The sequence below is a fragment of the Mesonia aestuariivivens genome (assembly GCF_019311235.1).
GTDB lineage: Bacteria > Bacteroidota > Bacteroidia > Flavobacteriales > Flavobacteriaceae > Mesonia > Mesonia aestuariivivens.
The window spans coordinates 92,851-115,495 of sequence record NZ_JAHWDF010000002.1; the positions used below are offsets into that span (position 1 = coordinate 92,851).

General features: G+C 31.8%; 20 protein-coding genes and 1 riboswitch. Of the genes, 6 read left to right on the forward strand and 14 right to left on the reverse strand.

Going from position 1 to position 22,645, the window contains the following annotated elements; genetic code table 11:
- Positions 1-4: 4 nt before the first annotated feature.
- From KW502_RS02070 to KW502_RS02085, 4 genes are all read right to left on the reverse strand, one after another.
- Complete coding sequence (locus KW502_RS02070) at positions 5-1,447, reverse strand: phospholipase D-like domain-containing protein (protein WP_219038872.1); 1,443 nt, start codon at positions 1,445-1,447, stop codon at positions 5-7.
- Positions 1,434-2,885: a RagB/SusD family nutrient uptake outer membrane protein gene (locus KW502_RS02075; protein WP_219038873.1), complete on the reverse strand. Its 1,452-nt coding sequence runs from the start codon at positions 2,883-2,885 to the stop codon at positions 1,434-1,436. The genes KW502_RS02070 and KW502_RS02075 overlap by 14 nt, the downstream gene beginning before the upstream one ends.
- An 11-nt stretch (positions 2,886-2,896) precedes the next feature.
- Entirely contained in the window at positions 2,897-6,223 is a 3,327-nt protein-coding gene (locus KW502_RS02080) for a SusC/RagA family TonB-linked outer membrane protein (RefSeq protein WP_219038874.1), read from the reverse strand.
- A gap of 510 nt (positions 6,224-6,733) precedes the next feature.
- A complete protein-coding gene (locus KW502_RS02085) occupies positions 6,734-7,429 on the reverse strand; it encodes a nitroreductase family protein (protein WP_219038875.1) in 696 nt (231 codons plus the stop codon).
- A gap of 91 nt (positions 7,430-7,520) precedes the next feature.
- Here KW502_RS02085 and KW502_RS02090 point away from each other — a divergent pair, with 91 nt between their 5' ends.
- The gene (locus KW502_RS02090; RefSeq protein ID WP_219038876.1) at positions 7,521-7,883 is read left to right on the forward strand and encodes a winged helix-turn-helix transcriptional regulator; all 363 of its coding nucleotides are present in this window, start codon (positions 7,521-7,523) and stop codon (positions 7,881-7,883) included.
- Here KW502_RS02090 and KW502_RS02095 read toward each other — a convergent pair.
- From KW502_RS02095 to KW502_RS02105, 3 genes are all read right to left on the reverse strand, one after another.
- Positions 7,867-8,445 (reverse strand): sugar O-acetyltransferase, encoded by a 579-nt coding sequence (locus KW502_RS02095; protein WP_219038877.1) that lies wholly within the window; start codon positions 8,443-8,445, stop codon positions 7,867-7,869. The genes KW502_RS02090 and KW502_RS02095 overlap by 17 nt on opposite strands.
- 123 nt (positions 8,446-8,568) lie before the next feature.
- Positions 8,569-9,276: a DUF3307 domain-containing protein gene (locus tag KW502_RS02100; RefSeq protein ID WP_219038878.1), complete on the reverse strand. Its 708-nt coding sequence runs from the start codon at positions 9,274-9,276 to the stop codon at positions 8,569-8,571.
- Positions 9,273-9,887 (reverse strand): transcriptional regulator, encoded by a 615-nt coding sequence (locus tag KW502_RS02105; protein WP_219038879.1) that lies wholly within the window; start codon positions 9,885-9,887, stop codon positions 9,273-9,275. Before KW502_RS02105 ends, KW502_RS02100 begins: the two co-directional genes overlap by 4 nt.
- Positions 9,888-10,123: 236 nt before the next feature.
- On the opposite strand from KW502_RS02105, the gene KW502_RS02110 reads away from it, so the two are divergent.
- From KW502_RS02110 to KW502_RS02120, 3 genes are read left to right on the forward strand one after another with little or no spacing between them, the layout of a single operon-like run.
- Entirely contained in the window at positions 10,124-11,425 is a 1,302-nt protein-coding gene (locus KW502_RS02110; protein ID WP_219038880.1) for a cytochrome ubiquinol oxidase subunit I, read from the forward strand.
- Position 11,426: 1 nt separating this feature from the next.
- Positions 11,427-12,446, forward strand: a complete 1,020-nt coding sequence (locus KW502_RS02115; protein ID WP_219038881.1) for a cytochrome d ubiquinol oxidase subunit II — start codon at positions 11,427-11,429, stop codon at positions 12,444-12,446.
- Entirely contained in the window at positions 12,446-12,847 is a 402-nt protein-coding gene (locus tag KW502_RS02120; RefSeq protein WP_219038882.1) for a DUF423 domain-containing protein, read from the forward strand. The genes KW502_RS02115 and KW502_RS02120 overlap by 1 nt, the downstream gene beginning before the upstream one ends.
- A gap of 123 nt (positions 12,848-12,970) precedes the next feature.
- Here KW502_RS02120 and KW502_RS02125 read toward each other — a convergent pair whose 3' ends face one another.
- The 7 genes from KW502_RS02125 to KW502_RS02155 form a co-directional block, all read right to left on the reverse strand.
- Complete coding sequence (locus KW502_RS02125; protein WP_219038883.1) at positions 12,971-13,360, reverse strand: hypothetical protein; 390 nt, start codon at positions 13,358-13,360, stop codon at positions 12,971-12,973.
- A 73-nt stretch (positions 13,361-13,433) separates the two neighbouring features.
- Entirely contained in the window at positions 13,434-13,985 is a 552-nt protein-coding gene (locus KW502_RS02130) for an acyl-CoA thioesterase (protein ID WP_219038884.1), read from the reverse strand.
- A gap of 262 nt (positions 13,986-14,247) precedes the next feature.
- Entirely contained in the window at positions 14,248-14,613 is a 366-nt protein-coding gene (locus tag KW502_RS02135; protein ID WP_219038885.1) for a 6-phosphogluconate dehydrogenase, read from the reverse strand.
- Positions 14,610-15,938 (reverse strand): DNA recombination protein RmuC, encoded by a 1,329-nt coding sequence (locus KW502_RS02140; RefSeq protein ID WP_219038886.1) that lies wholly within the window; start codon positions 15,936-15,938, stop codon positions 14,610-14,612. The genes KW502_RS02135 and KW502_RS02140 overlap by 4 nt, the downstream gene beginning before the upstream one ends.
- 184 nt (positions 15,939-16,122) lie before the next feature.
- The gene (locus tag KW502_RS02145) at positions 16,123-16,905 is read right to left on the reverse strand and encodes an ABC transporter ATP-binding protein (protein ID WP_219038887.1); all 783 of its coding nucleotides are present in this window, start codon (positions 16,903-16,905) and stop codon (positions 16,123-16,125) included.
- 10 nt (positions 16,906-16,915) lie between these two features.
- Positions 16,916-17,938, reverse strand: a complete 1,023-nt coding sequence (locus tag KW502_RS02150; RefSeq protein ID WP_219038888.1) for a FecCD family ABC transporter permease — start codon at positions 17,936-17,938, stop codon at positions 16,916-16,918.
- Positions 17,939-18,180: 242 nt separating this feature from the next.
- Positions 18,181-19,317: an ABC transporter substrate-binding protein gene (locus KW502_RS02155; RefSeq protein WP_219038889.1), complete on the reverse strand. Its 1,137-nt coding sequence runs from the start codon at positions 19,315-19,317 to the stop codon at positions 18,181-18,183.
- Between the two features lie 73 nt (positions 19,318-19,390).
- Positions 19,391-19,607: riboswitch (cobalamin riboswitch) on the forward strand.
- A gap of 32 nt (positions 19,608-19,639) precedes the next feature.
- Between KW502_RS02155 and KW502_RS02160 the strand changes: the two genes are divergently transcribed.
- Both KW502_RS02160 and KW502_RS02165 read left to right on the forward strand, forming a co-directional pair.
- Positions 19,640-21,466 carry a TonB-dependent receptor plug domain-containing protein gene (locus tag KW502_RS02160; RefSeq protein ID WP_219038890.1) on the forward strand — a complete coding sequence of 609 codons (1,827 nt, stop codon included), beginning with the start codon at positions 19,640-19,642 and terminating at the stop codon, positions 21,464-21,466.
- 3 nt (positions 21,467-21,469) lie between these two features.
- Positions 21,470-22,564, forward strand: coding sequence for a YncE family protein (locus tag KW502_RS02165; RefSeq protein WP_219038891.1), 1,095 nt, complete (start codon positions 21,470-21,472; stop codon positions 22,562-22,564).
- The last annotated feature ends 81 nt before the right edge of the window (positions 22,565-22,645 follow it).

Below are 22,645 nucleotides of genomic sequence, written 5' to 3' on the forward strand. Positions count from 1 at the left end.
TAGTTTAGAGCAAAATTTCTTCTATACATTGATTACCAGGTATAATTTCGGGATCTTCATAGCCCCTTTCGCTGTAAATGTAATATTCTGATGTTACAGTACCCTCATACAATTCTTCATTAGTTACTTTTAAGCTTAATTTAATTTCCCAAAGTGTTTCTTCAATTTGTCTATAAGTTCCTGTACCAGAAATAGCAAATTCATACCTTTTATCATCTTTATTAGATATGGTTAAGAATTGAGGGATAACAGATACGATACCATTTGTCAAGCTGGTTCCATCTTCCGGATAAAATTCAATAGCTGTTTTAATATTTAACCCAGGAGAATCTGCTTCTTCTGAAGATTCATAATCAAACCAACGTTTTAGATTAAAAGGATTTGTTGTTTTACCTGCAATAGGTGATACAAAACCAATTTTATAAGCGTTGTAATAGTTATTATCATAATCGTTTAGTACCGCATTTTCATCATTAGCGTCTACTGCAACCGGGACGCCAAATGCTGTCCAAGATCTCCAAGAGCATTCCCCGTTATTATTGTGATCGAGCCAATTTTCTCCTCTTACCAAATAATACTGATTACTGAGGTCGTAAAAGTGAGAAGCAGGGTTTGTATTTGTATTTCGATCTATATGAATAGGTTTATCAATTATAATATTTGATTTTCCTGAAATGGTATAATTATCATTTTCTTTTAATGAAATTGTAGATTGAGAAGCTACATCATCATTTAAAATTTCTTTCAAAATAATTTCATAATTTATAGAATCATCATTTATTTCAGAACGCTGTAACACATATTCAAAACCATTTAGAAAACGAAATATTTCACTATCGTTTATTTCTTCTTCTAGATAACCATAAGGAAATTCAACTTTAAAATTTTTGGCTTCATCCATGGTTCCTTTGAGTTCTATTCTATTAATATCAAATTGATAGGTAGTAATTAATTCACCTAGGTTAATTTCAAATTGATTTCCACCCGTTTGATTATTAAGGGAGCCTATCTGAATAGATGGATCTGAAACACTGGTTATGCTAAATTTAAGTTTTTGACTCTCATTCCATCGTCCGAGAAACTTTACTTGAATAGTATCAGTAGGCTGCTCTGCTGTGAATTGTAAATTTTCAGTGGAAATTTGATATGCAGATGCAGGTAAATCTGTTTGTAAACTGTAGGTTGCGGTTACTGGTTTATCAATAGATCTTGAACTTAAGATTACTGGTATTTTTAACGGTTTTAAAGATGTATTTTCGTATCGATCTAGTGGTTTTTTATTTGCTATATTAGCAGGATATTCTAAAGGAATATCATTGTTATCTACAATAAAATTAAACCTTAAAGATGGAGTTAGGTCTTGATTTTCTTGATTACTCAAATCATCATCAGAACATCCTAAGATAGCGATTATGCTTAGTAAGAATAAAAATTTAATAACCTTCATTTTGAATTAGATTTGTATTAATATTAATGGTTTCTTGTGGAATAGGAAGTACGAAAAACGGAGATGGATAATTTAAATTACAAGAGGTAGAAATACATCCATCGTTTCGTGTTACATTTTTGCCTAAACGTTTTATATCAAAAAATAGTTTATTCTCAAAAGCTAGTTCTCTTCTGTATTCTAAAAAGATTTCTTCTTTTAAATTATTATTGTTTGTCAAAGAAGTTAAACCTGCACGTTCGCGAATAGCGTTTAAATAATTTAATGCCGTAGAATTCTCATTTAATTGTGCTGCTGCTTCTGCTGCTATTAAATACATTTCACTTAATCTAAATACAGGATTACCGGGATTACCTTGAAATTTATGGGTAAAATAATAAGGTTTATTAACGGTTTCATTATTTTCTAAAGTAGGCAATTGCTGTTCTAGAAATAAATCACCTCTAATATCATTTTCAGTATACAGGTTTAATAAATCTTGAGAAGCTGCATAATTTGCATATTTCGTATTTGAAGTATAACCATAGATTGCAGATTTACTACCACTTAAATTTCCATCTGAATCTACAGAAACTGAAAATTCTAATAAAATTTCGGGTATAGGTTGTAAAGGCTGTTTCCAAGAGGAGATATATTCTTGTTTAGAAGTAAGTACTACTCCTGAATTTTCTATTACAGATTTAGCATTTTCTAGGGCACTTGGATAATCCTCTTGAGCTAATTGAACTCTTGCTAATAAAGCTTTTACACTTACTTCTCTAAAATACGAATATTCCGGTCCTTCGAGAATCGGTGTGTCAGAAAATAAATCTAATGATTTTTGTAAGTCGTTAACAATAGCGACATAACTTTCTGCTAAACTTAAACGTGGAGCATATTTTAATTCTTCTTGTAAGGTTTCAGTTTTATAGACAATACCTAGTTTTTCTGCTTCAGAAAAATTAGTGTTTTGTGCATAAACTTGTAAAAGTAAAAAATGCGTATAAGCGCGTACACTTAATGCTTCTGCATAGATTTGATCTTGTTCTACAATAGTAAAAAAAGGTGTATTTTCTACATTTTCTATCAGAAGGTTTGCTGCTGTAATTATCCGATAGGCATTCTTATAAAAAATTTCTAAATTGCTTTCTCTTGCTTTATCATTAAAATTGTAGATTTCTTGAATTTTGGAAACAACTTCTACTTGAGCACTGGGTAAATTAGGGGTGAACTTAATATTTCCACCATTTAAATCACCATAAACTGCATAATTTTCAAATCTTGTATTTTCTTCTACTAATGAATACATACCCACTACGGCTTCTAACATTCCTTTTCTTGTAGAAAGTTGTTCTTTAATCGAAATTTGACTTCCAGGTTCTTGTTCTAAAAAATCACTACAACTCCATTGAAATAGAATGAGCAATAATAAACTTGCAGTATATAATTTTTTTTTCATTGGGTTATTTTTTAAAAAGTAGTTGTTAATCCTAAAGAAAACGTACGAGCTTGTGGGTAATTGTATTTAAATTCACGTACACCATTGCGATTTTTAGGAGATTTATCTTTATACCAATAAGCTACGTTAGAAACGTTTGCAAATATAGATAGTTTTTCTAAAGGTAATTTTAGCCGATCAATAGGTAATTGATATGAAAGGTTAATGTTGTTAATTTTAATAAAAGTAGCATCATATAAATACTTACTTAAATTAGGGACTATAGGGTTATTGTTGGTAACTACGGGCTGTAAAGCTTCTGTGTCTCCAGTACCTCGCCAATAATCATAAGCATTTACCGAAAGATTACGATTTTGAGTAAAGTTATATTGTGAAATTAATTGATAATCGGCAAGGTAATCTCCTCCAATTTGATAAGAACCAGTTACTCTTAAGCTGAAATTTTTTATTGAAATTGTATTGCTAAACCCACCATAAGCATTAGGTTGTTTATTACCAATAGGTTCCCAATCTGCTTGGTTATAGATGTTTTGATAAGTTGACATATCGTAAATTTGTAGATTCTTAGTTACGAGATCTCTTCCGGTAGCAGGATCTATCCCTAGCCAGTTAATTCCCCAAATCGTAGAAGTACTATAGCCTATTTTTTGAGCTAAAGCTTTTTGGGCTGTAGAATAGTCACTACCTAAACCTAATAAATCTGTTACTTTATTTTGAAGTGTAGATAAGTTAACTGATGTATACCATTTAAAATTTTCTTTTTTAATCCAACTCAATCTTGCGCTAAACTCAAAACCTCTGTTGTACATTTGGGCAGCATTAAGTTGCAATGATGTAAATCCATTCTCAAGAGGGATATCTCTCGCAGCAATAAGATCACTTAGGTCATCGTAATAATATTCTGCGGTAAGTTGTAAACGATCAAATAAATTAACATCAAGCCCTATATTGTATTTATCGTTTTTCTCCCAACTTAATTTTGGGTTTGGTGCAGCACTGGGGGTAGCTTCATTTAATCCATTGTATCCAGAATTTTGTCTTCGGTTATACAAACCTAAAGAACGGTAAGAACCTATTTTAGAATTACCTGTACGACCATAGCTGGTTCTTATTCTTAGAAAATCGATCCAATCTTTATTCTTAAAAAACTTTTCTTTTGATAGCACCCAACTTAATCCAACCCCACCATTATAAGCCACTTTGCTATCGGTACCAAATACAGAACTTTCATCTCTTCTAAAGTTAGCTAAAAAATAATATTTTTTTTTAAAATTATAATTTAACTGACTATAGAAAGATACACGAGAATTATTATTAATATCTGCTCTATATACTTGATTGTTAAAGCGATCATCCTTTTCTGTATTTGGATCGTCATCTTGTAAAGCATTAGCAATATCATTTAACTGTTCAGGATTTACAAAACCAGTGCCCGAAGCATAATCAAGATCTGTTTTTTGTTCACTTAATTCTAAACCACCTAAAAGATTAAATCCATGATTTCCCCATTGTTTTTCATAGAATAATTGAGTTTGCCAGTTCCAACGTGTGCTGTTACGTTTGTTAATAATACGTCTTCCCCAGCGATTGTAGGTCTCTCCATTGAATACAAAAGTTCCATTACTACGACCACTTTCATTAGAAGCTGAGAAATAACGGTCTTGCTTTTTATCTTGATAATCTAAACCAAATAAAGAAGACACTTTTAAGTTATCATTAATATGATAATTTACATTAAAACTTCCTAGCAGTCCATAATCGTTTGATTCACTTTTGTTTTGTTCTACAACGGCAAGCGGATTAGCTACAGTATTTACGCCTAGAATCGTAAATGAACCATCTTCATTATAAGGTTTAAGTCTGGGTACAAAAGCATAATTGTAATATATATTGGGTTTGGTGTGTTGCACATAACTTGGAGATAAAGAAAGTTTTAAATCTACTTTTCCTAAATTATAGCCTAGATTAATATTAGCATTTACTTGTTGGTTTTCATTACCTAACTGGGGTTCATCAATAGTTAAGTAGGTGAGACTAGTACGATAATTGAAACGTTCTGTAGCCCCTGAAGCACTAAAATTATATTTAGTATAAACTCCTGTGGTATTTAATAAATCAAACCAATTGGTATTGATATTATTTTCGGGTAAAGGTGTTCCTCCAGTATTTTTTAAAAATCTATTTCGCAGTTCAGTATATTGTTGACCGTTTAAATATTTAATTTGGTTGACGGCTTTAGAGAGTCCTAATTGAGTTGAAAAATTATATTTGGTTTTGCCGCGTTTACCTTTTTTTGTAGTAATAATAATAACACCATTAGCTCCATCTGCACCATATACACCAACAGCTGCTGCGTCTTTTAAAACATTAATACTTTCTATATCTGAAGGTGCAATTTTCGCTAACGGATTATTAAATGTTTCACCGCTAACCCCATTTCCGTCGAAAAAGTTATTATCAATACCAATTTCTTCAGTCATAATAACGCCGTCGACAATAATTAGTGGTTGCGTAGAGGTACTTAATAAGTTATTATTAATAGAAGAAAGCGAGCCTTGACCACGAATATTTATTTTAACAGGACCGCCTACGCCGGTAGTGTTTTCTACTAAGACTCCCGCCATTTGTCCTTCTAACATTTTATCCACACTCTCTGAAGTTTGTTGCGTTGGGATTTCTTTATCAGTAACTGTTACAATACTTCCTACAACTTCCTCTTTTAATTTTTTAGTTCCGTAAGAAGAAGTAATCACTACTTGATCTAGTTCGTTTTGAGAATCTGCTAACTGTATATTTAACTTATTACGATCTCCTAACCTTATCAATTTTGTTTGCATTCCTAAATACTTCACTTCTAATTGAACATTAGAAACTTTTATAGCATTAATGCGATAGGTGAAATTTCCATCAATATTAGTCATCGTACCCTTTGCTGTATTTGGAATCATAAGTGTAGCACCAGGTAAAGGGATCCCATTTTTATTCGTGACTTTACCCGTAATCAATCGACTTTCAAACTGATTAGAATTTTTATTTTTTCTAATTACTTTAATCGTTTTATTTTCAATATTATATGTGTATAGTAATGATGAAAAAGCAATTTTTAAAATTTCAGTAAGATTAGAAGATTTTAATCTTGCTTTTATCTTAATTTTTGATGCTGATTTATCTTGAAATCTAAAATTGAATTCAGTTTGTTGTTCGATAATTTCTGATAATTCTCTTAAGGTTGTTGGAGAATGATCAGTATTTATTTCGATTTGCTGTGCGCTCAAATTGGTGGTAGCAATTAGTAAAATAATACCAATAGAAAGTAAGCGATAGTTGAGTAGAGACACTTTTATATATTATTTGTTATGAAAAGAATTTGTGAATAAATACCGATTATTCTAAAATTTTCTTTTTCTGAATAGGCTTAACATTAACTAGGAAGAAAAATGATGAAATGATTCACCTAGAGTTGAGTTGTGTTCTTAATATTTAAACACCTCATTTTACGATTTTCAAGTAAATGTTAGTATATAATTATACTGAAGTAGAAAAGAATAAAAAGCTTGAAAATGCCTTCGTTTTTTTTTATTAATTTGATGAAATCTAACAAATTAATACGAATATCAAGAATGGGGATCATGATTCAATATTTTAAATTTTTTGCAAATATAATTTTATTATTTAGAACGAAAATAAATAATGATGAATTTTAATAAAAATTAGATAAAATACATTTTAATCTGTTTAAATCTTTAATATATATGTGTTTTTATTTTAATAATCATAAAAAAAACCAGAGCTTGATAGGGCTCTGGTTGAGGTTTTTTGTAATAAAGCTAATGCTAAGAACTAAAAAATTATTTCTTTAAATCACCAATAGATTTATCCATGGGCTCTTCATTATATTCTGCAGCATCGTCTATGGTCATTTCGCTAATAAAATCTTCTTTAGGTGTACGTACTTTTTTCATATTTACTAACCAATCGTTTTCATCTTCGCGGTAACCAATAGGTAAAAGTAAAGTACTTTTATAACCACTTCCTTCCAGCTTTAAAAGCTTATCTAATTGTTCTGGTACAAAACCTTCTACTGGGGTTGCATCTACTTTTTGCTCTGCAGCTGCGGCAATCGCTAAAGCAAAAGCAATATAACTTTGTTTAGAAGCATGCTCAGCTTGCCAAACTTTTCCTAATGGTTCATATAAGCTTAAGATATTAGCTTTGTAATCATCCATCGTTTCGTGTGGTAAACCACGTTCATCCATCGTATAATTAAAAACTTCAGAAACGCGTTCGTTGCTATAATGATCCCAAGCAGCAAAAACTAATAAATGAGAACAATCGGTAATCTGACTCTGATTCCAAGAAATTCCTTTTATTTTCTCTAATAATGCTTTATCTGAAATCACAATAATTTTATAAGGCTGTAAACCAGAAGAAGATGGTGCTAAACGGGCAGCTTCTAATATATAATCTAATTTATCTTGTGGCACTTTCTTGCCATTCATTTTCTTAGTAGCGTAACGCCAATGTAAATCTTCTAATAAACTCATAATTCAAAAATTTTTAGCAAAGGTAAAATCTTATTAGGTAAATAAGTAACTTTGTGACAAAAAGTAATAGTGACATTTAGGTAACCAGATTATGATTGCAACCACAGAAGAAGTATCAGCATTAAAAACCTGCTCACAAAAAATAAGAGCCATCCATGATACGATGGATGTATTAAGCGGAAAATGGAAGGTATCTATTATTGCATGCCTATGCTTTCAGCCTATGCGTTATTCAGATTTATTACGCGAAGTTCAAGGTATTTCTGGTAAAATGTTAAGTAGAGAATTGAAAGATTTAGAGATGAATAAATTAATTCTTAGAAAAGTTTTAGATACTAAGCCTGTAAGTATTAGCTATGAAATTACTGAATATGGAAAATCTTTAAAACAATTAACAAGCGTTATTGCTGAATGGGGATTAAATCATCGCGAAGAGATTAAGAAAGACTTTTAGTTTCGTTAAGCAATTCCTTAATAACTCTACAAGGATTACCTGCCGCCATTACATTTGCTGCAATATCTTTAGTCACCACACTTCCAGCACCAATAATGCTGTTATCACCAATAGTGACTCCTGGGCAAATAGTGGTATTGCCGCCAATCCATACATTTTTACCAATACGAATTGGGTTTCCTTTTTCAATACCTGTGGCTCTTTTTTCTGCATTTTTAGGATGCACGGCGGTATAAATTTGAACGTTGGGGCCAATCATCGTTTTTGTTCCAATTTCAATACTTCCCAAATCTAACAACGTACAATTAAAATTAAAAAAAACGCCTTTGCCTGCTTTAATATTATACCCATAATCGCAATAAAAAGGAGGCTGAATAAAAGTTGCTTTGCTAGAATTAGGCAATAATTTTCTGGTAATTTCTTTTTGTTGCTGAAATTCTTCAGGAGAGTTATGATTGAGCTCGTGTAATAGTTTTCTGGCAGCTAAACGATCATCACTCAATTGTTTGTCTAGCGGATTAAAATATTCGGACGTAAGCATTTTTTCTTTTTCTGTTTTCATTTTTTTGAAATTTTTTGCGTTAGGGATGGAGGCTTTGTTGGAGCTCTTTTAAGATTTCTGCCTACGCAGTAATCTTAAAAAGCGACTGCCGAGAGTCCGACCCGATAGGGAAACGCTCTTATTTTACAATAGATTTGTAGCATAATTACAAAGCAATGCGATAACAATCGAAATTCCGAAACTTAATAAAGTACCTATTAAAATATATTCGGTGAGTTTACGGTCTTTAGATTCAGTTAAATCGCTAAACCTGAAAATAGATTTGGCGGCAATTAAAAAGCCAACGCCTTCCCAATGTTGGCTGGCAATAAAAACAAATACCAATAGACGTTCTAAAATGCCAATGTATTTCCCTGCATTTTCAAGGGAGTCATTTTTTTCTATTTCAGTATTAGGCCTGTAAACCGCTATGAGTGTTTTTATCATAATCGATACCGGTGTGGTTAGAAAAAATGCTCCAGTAGCATAACATAAAAATTCAGATGAAGTATTAAAATGAATAGTTTCACGCTGAGTTAAAAAGTATAAACCAAATATTACAATAAAATGAAAAAGCTGATCTAGAAAGAAGAGCAGCCTGCGGTTCTTTTCATTTTGAAAGTTAAGTTTCCAAGCATCAATCCCTAAATGCGTAACTGCAATAATTAAAGGAATATACCACAAACTTAAATTCCATATCAAAAGAAAAGTAAGTAACAAATGAATGCCTACATGAAGGTAAAGTTTGTTAGACGTTAATTTTTTATGTTCTTTTTCTTTTACCCAAGCATAAGGTTGAAACAAGAAATCTCCCAGTAAATGCGCTAAAATAAGTTGAAGCAAAAGCATCATAATAGTTTTATTATTTTTTCTCTAAATATTAGGTCGAAATCTTCTAACTGACTTAAAGCTGCACGTTTTTGACGTTCACTTACGGTGTTTTGTTTAATACCAATAAGTTCTCCTAATTGCTGCTGATTCATTTCTGGGTTTTCTATACTTAATTTAACTATTTCTGCTGAATTGGTTGTCCAATGATCCATTGCCAATAAAGTTAGTTGAAAATACACATTTAATTCGAAATCTAAACTCGATTTTGCTGTGTTAATGAGTAAATTACTTTTCTCTCGCTTCAGCTTTTCAAATACATCGCCAGAACGTATAAAGGCACTTCCGTTAGCTTCAGAAATATTTTTGGCGCTGTAAGTTTTCTCGCCAATGCCAATAGCCATTCTTGCATCTAAATCTTTATGTGTTTTTAGGCAGGCTTTAATATAAACACATTTCCAAAAAGCATCAAGCGGATCTTTAATTTCTATTTGAAAACTATCACCTCTAAAAATTTCCCAATCGGTTTGTTCTTCTCCCAAAACCTGAAGCGTAGCACGAATCTGCGCCAAATAGGCTTTAGGCAGTTTTATTGATTGTGAATTAATTATATCTCCTGTTATTATACTAATCATAATTCAAATATCGTTAAAAAAAGCGATAAAAACAAATATCGTTACAAAAGACGATAAGTTTATTTATCGTTATAAAAGGCGATATTTTAAATTATATATAAGATTTAAAAGCTAGTTATTCAAATCAATTATTTAGTATTAATTGAAAAGTGTTAAATCTGAAAACTATATGAGCAAAGATCTATAATTTAATAGCGTATCCAGTAAATTTGTAAGAAATAAAATATTCAATTTTTATGGAGAATTTAGAGGCCGCAAGGTTGCAAATGGCTATAACACTTATTTTCCACATTGTGTTTGCTTGCATAGGAATGGTGATGCCATTTTTTATGATTATTTCTCACTATAAGTGGTTAAAAACTAGAAAAAAAGTCTACTTAACACTTACTAAAGCTTGGCAGCGCGGTGTAGCAATTTTTTTTGTGACTGGAGCTGTTTCTGGTACAGCGCTTTCTTTTGAACTAGGTTTACTTTGGCCAGAGTTTATGAAACACGCCGGTCCCATTATTGGGATGCCATTTTCTTTAGAAGGCGCCGCTTTTTTTGTAGAAGCCATTGCTTTAGGTTTTTATTTGTATGGTTGGCAAAAATTACCCGAGAAATTTCATTGGTTTACCGGAGTAATTATTGGTATTTCGGGGGTGATGTCTGGTATTTTAGTAGTTGCTGCTAACGGTTGGATGAATTCACCTTCAGGTTTTACTTATGAAAACGGAGTTTTTTCAAACATCGATCCCATTGCTGCAATGCTTAATGGAGCTTGGTTTACCCAAGCTTTACATATGACATTGGCCGCTTTTGTAGCTACAGGTTTTGCAGTTGCTGGAATTCATGCGTATCAAGTTTATAGAGGAAGAAATGTAGAATTACATAAAAAAGCATTTCGAATTGCCATAATTTTTGCTTCAATTGCAGCTTTATTACAACCTATAAGTGGAGATATCTCTGCAAAAGATGTAGCTGAGCGTCAACCCGCAAAACTCGCAGCTTTAGAGGCGCACTATGAAACTGAAAAAGGTGCTCCGCTTTATATTGGCGGAATTGTAGATGAAGAAAATCAAGAAGTGAATTATAAAATTGAAATTCCAAAAGCACTTTCATTCTTAGCTTTTGGAGATTTTGATGCAGAGGTTAAAGGACTAAATGATTTCCCCAAAGATGAACAGCCACCGGTGGCAATTGTGCATTACGCATTTCAGATAATGGTTGGTATTGGCACCTTATTAGCGATTGTAGGATTAGTTTACTTGCTAAGTTTAAGATTTAAAACTTGGCAACATAACCGAAAGTTTTGGTTACTATTCACACTTATGGCACCACTAGGTTATATTGCCTTAGAGGCAGGTTGGATCGTTACCGAAGTAGGAAGACAACCTTGGATTATCTATCAAGTCATGAAAACTAAAGATGCGGTAACACCAATGCCTGGTATTTTTTATAGTTTAATCACTTATACTTCAATTTATATTGTACTTACCTGCGTGGTAAGTTGGCTATTAGCGCGCCAAATTAAAGTGTTGAACCAAAACGAAGATTAGTATGTTAACCGTAGTTTTATTTTTCTTATTTTTTTCTCTATTTCTTTATGTTTTGTTGGCAGGAGCAGATTTTGGTGGCGGAATTATAGAGCTTTTTTCTTCTTCTAAAAATCAGGAGAAAACCAAACAAACCATTTATCGAGTAATGGGACCCATTTGGGAAGCAAATCATATTTGGATTATCATTTTAATCGTAATTATGTGGATTGCCTTTCCGCAGTATTTCAATATTTTTGTCGTGTATTTACATATCCCAATCACTCTAATGCTATTAGGGATTACCATTCGTGGTCTGGCGTTTATTTTTAGACATTATGATGCTGTAAAAGGAAGATCTCAGGGTTCTTATAATGCACTTTTTAAATTAGGAAGTATTTTGAGTCCGTTATTTTTAGGAATTGTTTTTGGAGGTTTAGTAGGCGGAAATATTAATTTATTTTCAGAAAATCCTAACTTGACTTTTAAAGAAATTTATATAGATGGATGGTTTAATATTTTTTCATTATTAATAGGTTTTTTTTATATCGTACTTTGTGCTTTTATTGCTGCTAACTTTTTAATAGGAGAGGCAGGAGATGATGAAGAATTAAATTTATACCGAAAAAAAGCAAGTTATTCTACCGTTATATTAGTGCTTACCGGTTTACTAATTTTGATTTATGGCTATTTTAATGAGATTGCATTTGTGATAGATTTTATTGAAAATACATATTCATTAATTGCAGTGGGTATTTCTGGTTTAGTGTTAGTTCCGCTTTGGAAAATGATTAAGCTGAAGCGAAAAGCTTGGGCTAGGGTTTTAGCTGGAGTTCAAGTTTTACTTATTGTATCTGCAGCAATGTTGGCTCACTTTCCTGATGTGATTATTACTTCAACAAAAGAAATTAGTATGTTAGATGGCGTAGCGCCAGATAGTGTGATTACCGTTTTAGGAGTTGCTTTACTAATTGGAGGTAGTTTTATATTACCAGGTCTTTACCACTTAATGAAATCTTTTCAATTAATAAAATTATTTAAATAATGATAAAAGAGATTACCTTAGTTGCCGGAGCATTATTTGGAATACTGGCTATTGTTCTGGGTGCTTTTGCAGCGCACGCTTTAAAGAAAAAGTTTACTGAAGAGCAATTAAAAAGTTTTGAAACGGGAGTGAAATACCAAATGTATCATGCAATTTTATTGGTAATAATTGGCTTAAATTTTCCGCTAGTGAATACATTAGAACTTGTTATGGTAGCTTTTATAATTATAGGAGTAGTGCTATTTTCTTTTAGTATTTATGGATTGTGTATTTCTTCCAGCAACGGAAATAAAATAAAAGTCTTGGGACCCATCACTCCGCTAGGAGGACTTTGTTTAATTATTGGTTGGGTTTTAATGCTCGTGGTGTTCTTAGATTATGGTAAGTATTTGGGAGCATAAGCGGTTATCTTAACTTTTATTTTTTTTAAAATCTTAATGATTTAAAAAAATAAAAGTTAAGAGATTTACATAAAAAAATTCCTTATTTTCATAAGGAGTTTTTTATTTTATAAAAACGAGAAATTATCTACTTAACTCAAGCACTTGAACGCTTTCACTACCGTCGGTAGATTTCCAAACTTGCTTTTTATATTTATCATTTACAATGATCCAAGTTTTGTTAAATGCAGATTCATCTTTTTCATTAGCATTTTTAATAATGATATAATCTTCATTAAATTCATAATTAAAATCAGACTGATCTTTAAAATCATTCTGAACAACATTATAATTTATATCTTTAGTTCCTTTTCCTTTTTTCTTAAAGGTAATAGAACCAATATTTTTTGAAATTGTATTTTGACCTTTGTTATTAATCACTTCGTATTTATCAATATTCCAAGTATTCACAATGTTAGGAGAACAACTTGCTAAAAAAATAATGGCTACTAAAACTAAAAATTTGCTTTTCATAATTTAATTTTGTTTGAAACAAAAAAACGATAATAAATTTATGTAAACCGTTGGTTTTACAGAGATTTAACTTTTAGTCATTTAGTTCTACCTGTACACGATATTGCTCCAAATCATTTTGAAATTCAGCAGAAGAAAAGTCAATATGGTGAAATTCTTCATCTCTTTTTCTTTTCAATTGGGTACGTTTCATACTTTTTAGAAAACGAAGAACACTTTTACGGCGTGATAAAATAAGACCAGGAACTTTCATACTATTTCCGTCTTTATCTTTGGCTACCATCGTAATATAAGAAGAGTTGCAATGCTTACTTTCTCCCGTCTGTATGTTTTCTGCTTCGACACGAATCCCAATAACCATCGAGCTATTGCCAACATAATTTACAGAAGCTTTCATCGTAACGAGTTCTCCAATTTCAATCGGTCTTAAAAAATCCACCGTATCTACACTGGCCGTCACACAATATTGTCTACTATGTTTAGATGCGCAAGCAAATGCAATTTGATCTAGTAGCGATAAAATATAACCCCCATGAATTTTACCATTAAAATTAGAGTGGGAAGGAAGCATCAATTCAGAAATGATCACTTCAGATTCAGAAACATGTTTAAATTCTTTATCCATAAATAGATTTAATTAATTTTGGGCGCAACCCTAACGGGTCGGGCTTTTAGCTATATCTTTTTTTGCCATTTGCTAAAGCAAAAAAAGGATGCCGCTACAATCCCTTGCGCAATGTAAAGGTAAAAGTTTGAAAGCTGGAAGTCGACAATTCTTTATAAAAAATTAAAATTGTATGATCAATATTAAATTTCGTTGATTTTGATATTTAATACATTAGTTCAACTAGTATTATGTTTCAAAAAAAATGTCATAGTATTAATAACTACCTTCTAAAATGTGGTGATTGTGAAAGTTCAACATCGGTCACAAAATACTTGGTGTCTCCCCAAATGGTGAAAGTTCCAAATCTTTCTATATAAGTGAGTTTTACATATTCACCTTGATATTCTTTTAGTTTTTCAATCACATCATCATCTTTATCTAATACCGAAAAACTGAAAATTTGTGCACCGCTAATCCCTTGACTTATTTGTCCTTCCCAAGTTTTAACGATTGCACCACGATTACTAAATTTTATCAATTCTCCAGCACGTGTACCTTCACTATAAGGAACAAAATAAATAAAAGCATAATAGGCAATAGCAAGAACCGCAATTCCTAGCAAAACGTAAGTTAAAATTTTTTTCATAAGTCTGTATGGTTTGTAACCGATTGATCGATTAGTTTAGCATCTATTTGTTTACTGGCTTTGGCGCCCAATTCTTTTAATTTTTCAACACGTTTTACCAAATTACCTTTTCCTGTGAGTTTTTTCATGGCTTTGTCGTAAGTGTTTTGCACCGTGCCTATTTGATTGCCTACTTTTTTTAATTCTTCGGTTAAATTTACGAATGAATCGTATAAAGCTCCCGCTTGAGAAGCAATTTCTATAGCGTTTTGTTTTTGTTTTTCATTTTGCCACATACTATCAATAGTTTTTAAAACTGCTAATAATGTGGTAGGCGTGACCAAAATAATATTTTTATCAAAGGCATCACCGTAAAGTTGTGGATATTCGTTAGATGCTACGGCAAAAGCAGCTTCAATGGGTATAAAAAGTAACACAAAATCTGGACTTTCCATCTCGTAAAGCTGATGGTAATTTTTCTTACTCAATTCATCTACACGGTTTTTAACCGCAATTATGTGCTTTTTAAGATGAAGAGGTTTAAGTGAATCATCGGTTTCATTTACATAACGCTCATAAGCGTTTAATGAAACCTTGGCATCTATAATTATTTTTTTATCTCCAGGAAGTTTAATAACAACATCAGGCATAACACGTTTACCTTCTTCGGTTCTAAAATTTTGCTGAACAAAATATTCACTGTTTTTTTGCAATCCGCTACGTTCTAGAACACGCTCCAAAATCATTTCGCCCCAATTCCCTTGCATTTTGCTATCTCCTTTTAATGCTCTGGTAAGATTAGTAGCTTCTTCGCTTATTTTTAAATTTTGCTCGTTAAGAAACTGCAATTGTTTACTTAGTTCAGCATTTATTTTTACCGAATTCATGCTGTTTTTTTCTACTTTTTCTTCAAATATTTTTATTTTCTCTTGAAGCGGATTTAAAATATGTTGAATATTCTCTTTATTTTGATTGGAGAATTTCTGAGAGTTTTGATCAAAAATTTTATGCGCTAAATTTTCAAATTCTTTCTGAAACTTTTCTTGCAGTTGATTTACTTCTTGTTTTTGTTCGTTATTACGCTGCTGAAGATTTTCAAACTCCACATTTTTACGAGTGAGTTCATCTTTAAAAAAGTCTTTTTCACTTCTTAAATTTTCACGTTCTTGCTTAATTTCTTGCAGATTTTTATCAATATTTTCAACTTGAATTCGGTAATTAGCAACTTCACTTTCCAAACTTTTTTGTAGGGATTGCTGCTTTAGCTTACCTAAATTCTTACCAATAAAAATACCAACGATTAGCATCACAAGCGCAATAACGCCTACTATAATGTACTCTATCATACAAGATTTTTTTCAAATTTACATAAAATTAGTTCAGAATAGTAAAAACCATCTTGAATTAGGTGAGTAAGAAAATTTCAAGAACTGCCTAAAAAACCATAGTCATACTGAAGTTGTTTATGGATTTCATCATTTTGTTTAAAACAGAATGTCACCCTCAATTAAGTTCAGTATGAGTAAAATTTTATAAAACCTTAAAATTTTTAGTTGCCGCATCAAATTCAACCAAATCTTTAGGGAAGAGTTCTTGAAGCAAATTGCTATTAATCAATTCTTCTGGTGTTTTTTGAGTTACTTTTCCGTTAGAAACCAATATAATTTGATCACATAATTGCAAGGCTAAATTAATCTCGTGGGTAGCAAAAACAATAGATTTATTGGTTCTTCGGCTTAATGTTTTTAAAAGTTTCAACACAAATATTTTATGGTACAAATCTAAATGTGTGGTAGGTTCATCTAAAAATATAAGCGGTGTTTCTTGCGCAATGGCTCTGGCTAAAAACACTTTCTGTAATTGTCCATCACTTAAACTGCCACATTTGCGTTTCGATTTATCTTCAATTTCTAACAACTGCAAAGCTTGTTTTACAGCATTAATGTCTTTATTACTAAGTTGTCCCAGCCAATTGGTGTAGGGTTGTCTTCCTAAAGCGACCAATTCTTCTACTAATAAATTTTGAGAGAATTGAGTTTCGGTTAGTACAATGCTAATAAGTTCAGAAAGCTTTTGAACTGAAATTTCATTTATATTTTTTTGTTGAATTGAAATAGTACCCGATAAACATTTTAGATTTCCAGTAAGGGTTTTTAAAAGTGTAGATTTTCCCGATCCGTTAATACCAATGACCGCAACCAATTCTGCTTCATTTATTTTTAATGAAATATCTTCAGCAACAATTTTATCGGAATAGCCAATGCTAAGTTCTTGTGCTTGAAGAATTGGTTTAGTTTTGGTTTTTTCTTTCATTTTAATTCAACTAAAAATACAATTTCTTTTTTCTTAACAAAAGCCAAATCACAACGGGAGCACCAATTAATGAAGTAATAGAGTTTATGGGTAAGGTAAGGTTACTGCCAGGCAATTGAGCAATACTATCGCAAATAAGCATGAGAATAGCGCCACCAATTGCAACTGCGGGAAATAGTACCAAATGATCACTTTTTGAAATTACTTGCCGTACTAAATGTGGAACCGCTAAACCTATAAATGCAATAGGTCCCGCAAAGGCGGTGATACTTCCAGCTAAAAGGCCTGTAGCGAGAATTACTAAGATTCTATTTTGTTTTAAATTTGTTCCTAAACTTTTAGCATAAGTTTCTCCTAATAAAAGAGCGTTTAAATTTTTGATACAGAAAATAGAAATAATGACTCCTAAGCTCCAAAAAACCGTTAGAATAAAAACTTCTTGCCAAGATAGATTTCCTAAACTTCCAAACGACCAAAAAATATATTTTTGTAATGATTCTGAAGAACTAAAATAGGAGAGCATACTTACCACAGCAGAAGTTAAGCTGGCAAACATTAACCCAATAATTAATAATGCCATCGTGTCTTTTACCCGAAAAGAAGTCGCTAAAACAGCTAAAAGCACTAAAATACTTCCTAAACTTGCTGCAATCACCAACGTCCATTTAGATAAAATTAAAGCAGAAAAAAATCTGCCAAAAACAGCACCGCCTAAAATTACAATCGCTACGCCCAAACTTGCTCCGCTACTTAAACCTAACACATAAGGACCTGCTAACGGATTTCTAAATAAAGTTTGCATTAAAAGTCCGCTAAGCGCTAACCCAGAACCTACTAAAACTGCGGTAATAGCTTTAGGTAAGCGATAATTGAGAATGATATAGCGCCAAGTCTCTTTATCTATTTCAGTATTAAAAAAACTAGCAAAAATATCTTTTAAAGGAATACTAACTGAACCCAAACTTATGTTTATCATAAGTAAAACAACCAGTATAATGAGACCCAATAAAAGCGAAAGCGATGTTTTTTGCATTTAGCTAAGGTAAATATTTTAGAAATTTTGCTAATAATAATTATTAAAGACTTTTACTTTTTTTCATTACCGAGAAAAATAACAAAAAAGTCTAGATTTATTTTTATTTCTTTGAATTGTATTGAAAACCTTTTTGCTTGCGCAATGGAAACCGCTACGCTAATCCCTTGCTCCACTACTCAAGCTTTAATGTTTTAAATAATTACTACAGAATTAAAAAGTAGACCGATTTAAAATAGATATTACTCCAATTCTTTAAAAAATGTAGTTTCATAATCAGGTAACAAATCAGAATGAAATATTTTGATGAGATCTTTTAATACTAAATCGGGACGTTGTGGCGCTAACTCATAGTACAAAACACCGCCCGTTTCACCTTTTACTCCTGCAAAGGAATAAATTTTATGTTGCTGAAAAGCCTTAAATTTTTGATAATGTTCTGAAGCATTTTGCATTTGTTCATAGCTGGTAAAACTTCCTGGGGCAATCCAAAAATCAGCAGCTTCTGCTTTATCAAGAACACTTTCGAAAGCAGCAGAAATACTTCCGTTTCCAGTTGTTTCTGCATACAAATAATTGGCTTGTGCATCTTTAATGAATTGCGCCTGCCAAGAATTTCCATAAGGTAAATACCAAACATCTTTATACATAGAACCCGCTAAAATACTAGGTTTTTTAGTGGCTTGCTGTGCTATTTTTTTAGCTGAAAGGTATTCTTTTTCAATACGATTAAAAATACTATCGGCTTTTTGTTCTTGATTATAAAAAGCTCCAAAAAACTTAATCCATTCTGCTTTTCCAAGTGGATTTGTTTCTGTCCAATCGCCATTATAAACTACTGGAATGCCACTTTTTTTAACGGTTTCTAATGTTTTATTTCCACCTTCAACAGCAAAGCCAATGACCACATCAGGATTTAGATTCAGCAACACTTCCGTATTGATATGCTCGTTTTCTCCAATTTCTTCCACTTTTCCTTTGTTGATCAAATCTCTCGTTTTTTCAGAAGAAATATAATCGAGATGAGGAAAACCAACTAAGGTACTTTCTTGCCCTAAACTTTCTAAAGAAGGAATATGTGTTGTTGAAGTAACCACTACACGCTGAATAGGTATCGTGACTTTTTCATCAAATTGAAGTGAATCGGGTAGTTGAATATTTTCTTCGGCTAAAACATAAGTGAATGCTTTTTCTGCTTTTGGCCAAGGAGAATTCACTTTTATAATTTTATAATTTTTATAATTGGTAATGCTAAATCCTTCAGCATAAGAAACTTCAACTTTATGAGCTTTACTTTCATTTTCGCTGGTAGTTTTCTTCGATTCTTTTTTACAATTCCATAGCGTTAGTAAGCAGAAAAAAAAGAGTAATTTTTTCATGAGTTAAAAATTGGTTTTTACAGACAAATGTAAGATTATTTCAATTTAAGATAGTATATGCTTTTAAAATGTTTATTTTCGCAGCTAAATTGGTTGATTATTGAAGATATTTCAGTAATCATTAAAAGGGAATCAGGTGATTCTGTAAAGAAAATACCTGAGCTGTTCCCGCAACTGTAAGCTTAGTCTGTAAAGATGTTTGTGATAAAACTTTAAATTCCACTGTCTTAAGATGGGAAGGAAAATCACAAAACGCAAGCCAGGAGACCTGCCAGTTTATAACTAAAAATCTATAGACTTTCGGGTAAAAGGTCTCTGATAAATGAAACATTTTATAAGCTACATTTTATTTTTAAGTGCGGTATCTACTGCGTTTTCCCAAACAGATTCTATTACTGTGTTGGAAGAGGTGCTAGTGATTCCTACGAAGTTAGAAGAATTTTCAACGGGACAAACGCTCACCAGTTTATCAGATTCATTATTACTTCAAAATAAACCTTCATTAATTTCAGCTTTAAATTTTAATTCTCCAATTTACTTTAAAGAAAATGGATTAGGAATGGTGGCTTCGCCTTCATTTAGAGGAACTAATGCCTCACAAACCGCGGTATTATGGAACGGCGTAAATATAAATTCTCGTTTTAATGGTCAAACAGATTTTAATACCGTGAATACAGGAAGTTATGATGAAATAACTATTCGTGGCGGTGGTGGAAGCGTAATATATGGGACGGGAGCTATTGGCGGAACCGTACATTTAAAAAATGAAATTGATTTTAAAGATGAATTTAGTAATCGTATTTATTTAGGTTATGGTAGTTTTAATACTTACGATAAGCGCTATCAATTAACAGCTTCCCGTAAAAATTGGAGTACAAAAATTTCTTATAGTAGGACCAATTCTGATAACGATTTTAACTATATAGATTCTGATCAAAAGAATATAAACGGCGAGTTTTATAATACTAGTTTAAATGCAGTTTTGGGTTATCGCTTTAACCCAAAAAGCACCATAAAATTTTATAGCGAAGTGTTTGAAAGTGAACGGCATTTTTCGTTAATACGACCTTCAGAAAATAAAACAAAATATGAAGATGTAAGTTTAAAAAATCTGTTGGAGTGGGAGTTATCTGATAAAAAAATAACATCGATTACTCGTATTGCCTTTTTAAAAGAAGAATATAAATATTTTCCAAACATCAATAAAGATTCGTATACATTTGGTGAGGCAAATACGTTGATAGGGAAATACGATTTCACTTATCATTTTTCAGAAAAGGTAAAATTGAATACTATTTTATCTCATGAATATACCGATGGAAAAGGCTCAAGTATTCCGCAGAATGAGCGTAATATTTCTTCAGGAACATTATTGTTGAAACATTTGGTTAATAAGAAATTGGCTTATGAGGTTGCAGCTAGAAAAGAATTGACGAATGATTATGAAAGTCCGCTGTTGTTTACTTTTGGTGCGGTTTACAGTTTTACAGATTTTTACAAGTTAAAGCTGAATGTTTCTAAAAACTTTAGAATACCAACCTATAATGATTTGTATTGGGCTACCGGCGGAAATCCTGATTTGGCGGCAGAAGAAGCGATGCAATATGAATTAGGAAACGAGTTTAAATTCAATAATTTCAAACTTACGTTCACAGGATATTACAATAACATTCAGCAAATGATTAATTGGGTACCGGGAAGTGATGGGTATTGGACGCCCAAAAACATTGATGAAGTAAAAACTTATGGTGGAGAATTTTTACTGAATTTTAAAAAGCAATTTGGTGCGCATCACTTGGCAGCAAATGCAACTTACGCTTATACCGTTTCAGAAAATCAAGCTAAAAAAAAACAGTTAATATATGTGCCTTATCATAAAGCTACAGGTTCTATGTATTATGGTTTTAAAGACTTTTTTATAGAAACTCAAGCTTTATATAACGGAAAGGTGTTCACTAGAAGTGATAATAATTCTCGCTACAATTTAGACGCTTATTGGCTATGGAATACCGGAGTAGGTTATCATTTAAATCAACAATTTACATTCGGCGGTAAACTAAGAAATTTATTAAATGCCGATTATCAAAATGTAGAAAGCCGGCGAATGCCCGGAACTAATTATACTATTTATTTAACCCTTAATCTTTAACAAATGAAATTTACCAAATTTATTGTGGGAGCCTTTTTAGGTTCAATTTTACTAAGCTCTTGTAGCGATGATGACGATTTTACTTCAGAAATTGATGAGCCACTTGGGGCTTACGATAACGGTATTTTAGTACTTAACGAAGGCGGTATAGGTACAGTAACTTACATTAGTGACGACTTACAAACCAGCCAACAATCCATATATCAATTAGTAAATGATGGAGACGATATTGGTGGTTATGCACAATCTATTTTTTTTGATGATGATTTAGCCTATATTATCTCTAACGGTTCTAACTTAATTACGGTGGTGAATCGTTATACGTTTGAAATAGTTGGTAAAGTAGATAGTGGCTTAGAAGTACCTCGTTACGGGGTTGTTTATAATGGAAAAGCCTATGTAACTAATCAAGGAGATACATTAGATGGTGGAGTTGACGATTTTTTGACCATTATCAATTTAGAAACGTTAGAAGTAGAGCAAACGATCCATATGGGCGCTCAAGGTGAAGCTTTAGAGTTTATAGAAGAAGAAGATGGAAAACTTTATATTCAAAAGTCTACCTATAACTTAGGTGAAAAAATTACAGTATTTAACCCTACAACTAATGAAATTGAAAATACGATTGTCACTAACATTTTAGTCGAAAGAGATCCAGAAACAGGAGAAATTATAAAACAATTAGGTTTAAATTCTTTTGAAATTGAAAATAATGCTATTTATACCTTGAGTGGAAATAAGTTAGAAAAATTTAATTTAAATACCTTAGCCTTAGAAAGTACCATTACTTTCGCTTATGAAGGAGATGTCGCAAACATAGATATTGAAGACGATCAAATTTATTTTACGGTTGCAAATTCAGTTTATATGATGAGTATGAATGCTGAAGAAGCTCCAGCAGAGCCTTTATTTACCTACAATACAACATCTCAATGGGGAACTATGTATGGTTTTGAAGTAGAAGATAACAGAATTTATGTAGCAGAAGGTGGTGATTTTGTATCTGATAGCTTTGTAGAAATTTATGATCTAGAGGGCAATTTATTAAAAAACATTACAGTTGGAGTAGGACCTAACGGTTTTTATTTTAATGATTAGCATTAAAATGAATTAGTGCTTTTTAGTTAAATACAAAAAAACTCCCGTTTGAAAAATCGGGAGTTTTTTTTGTCTAATCAA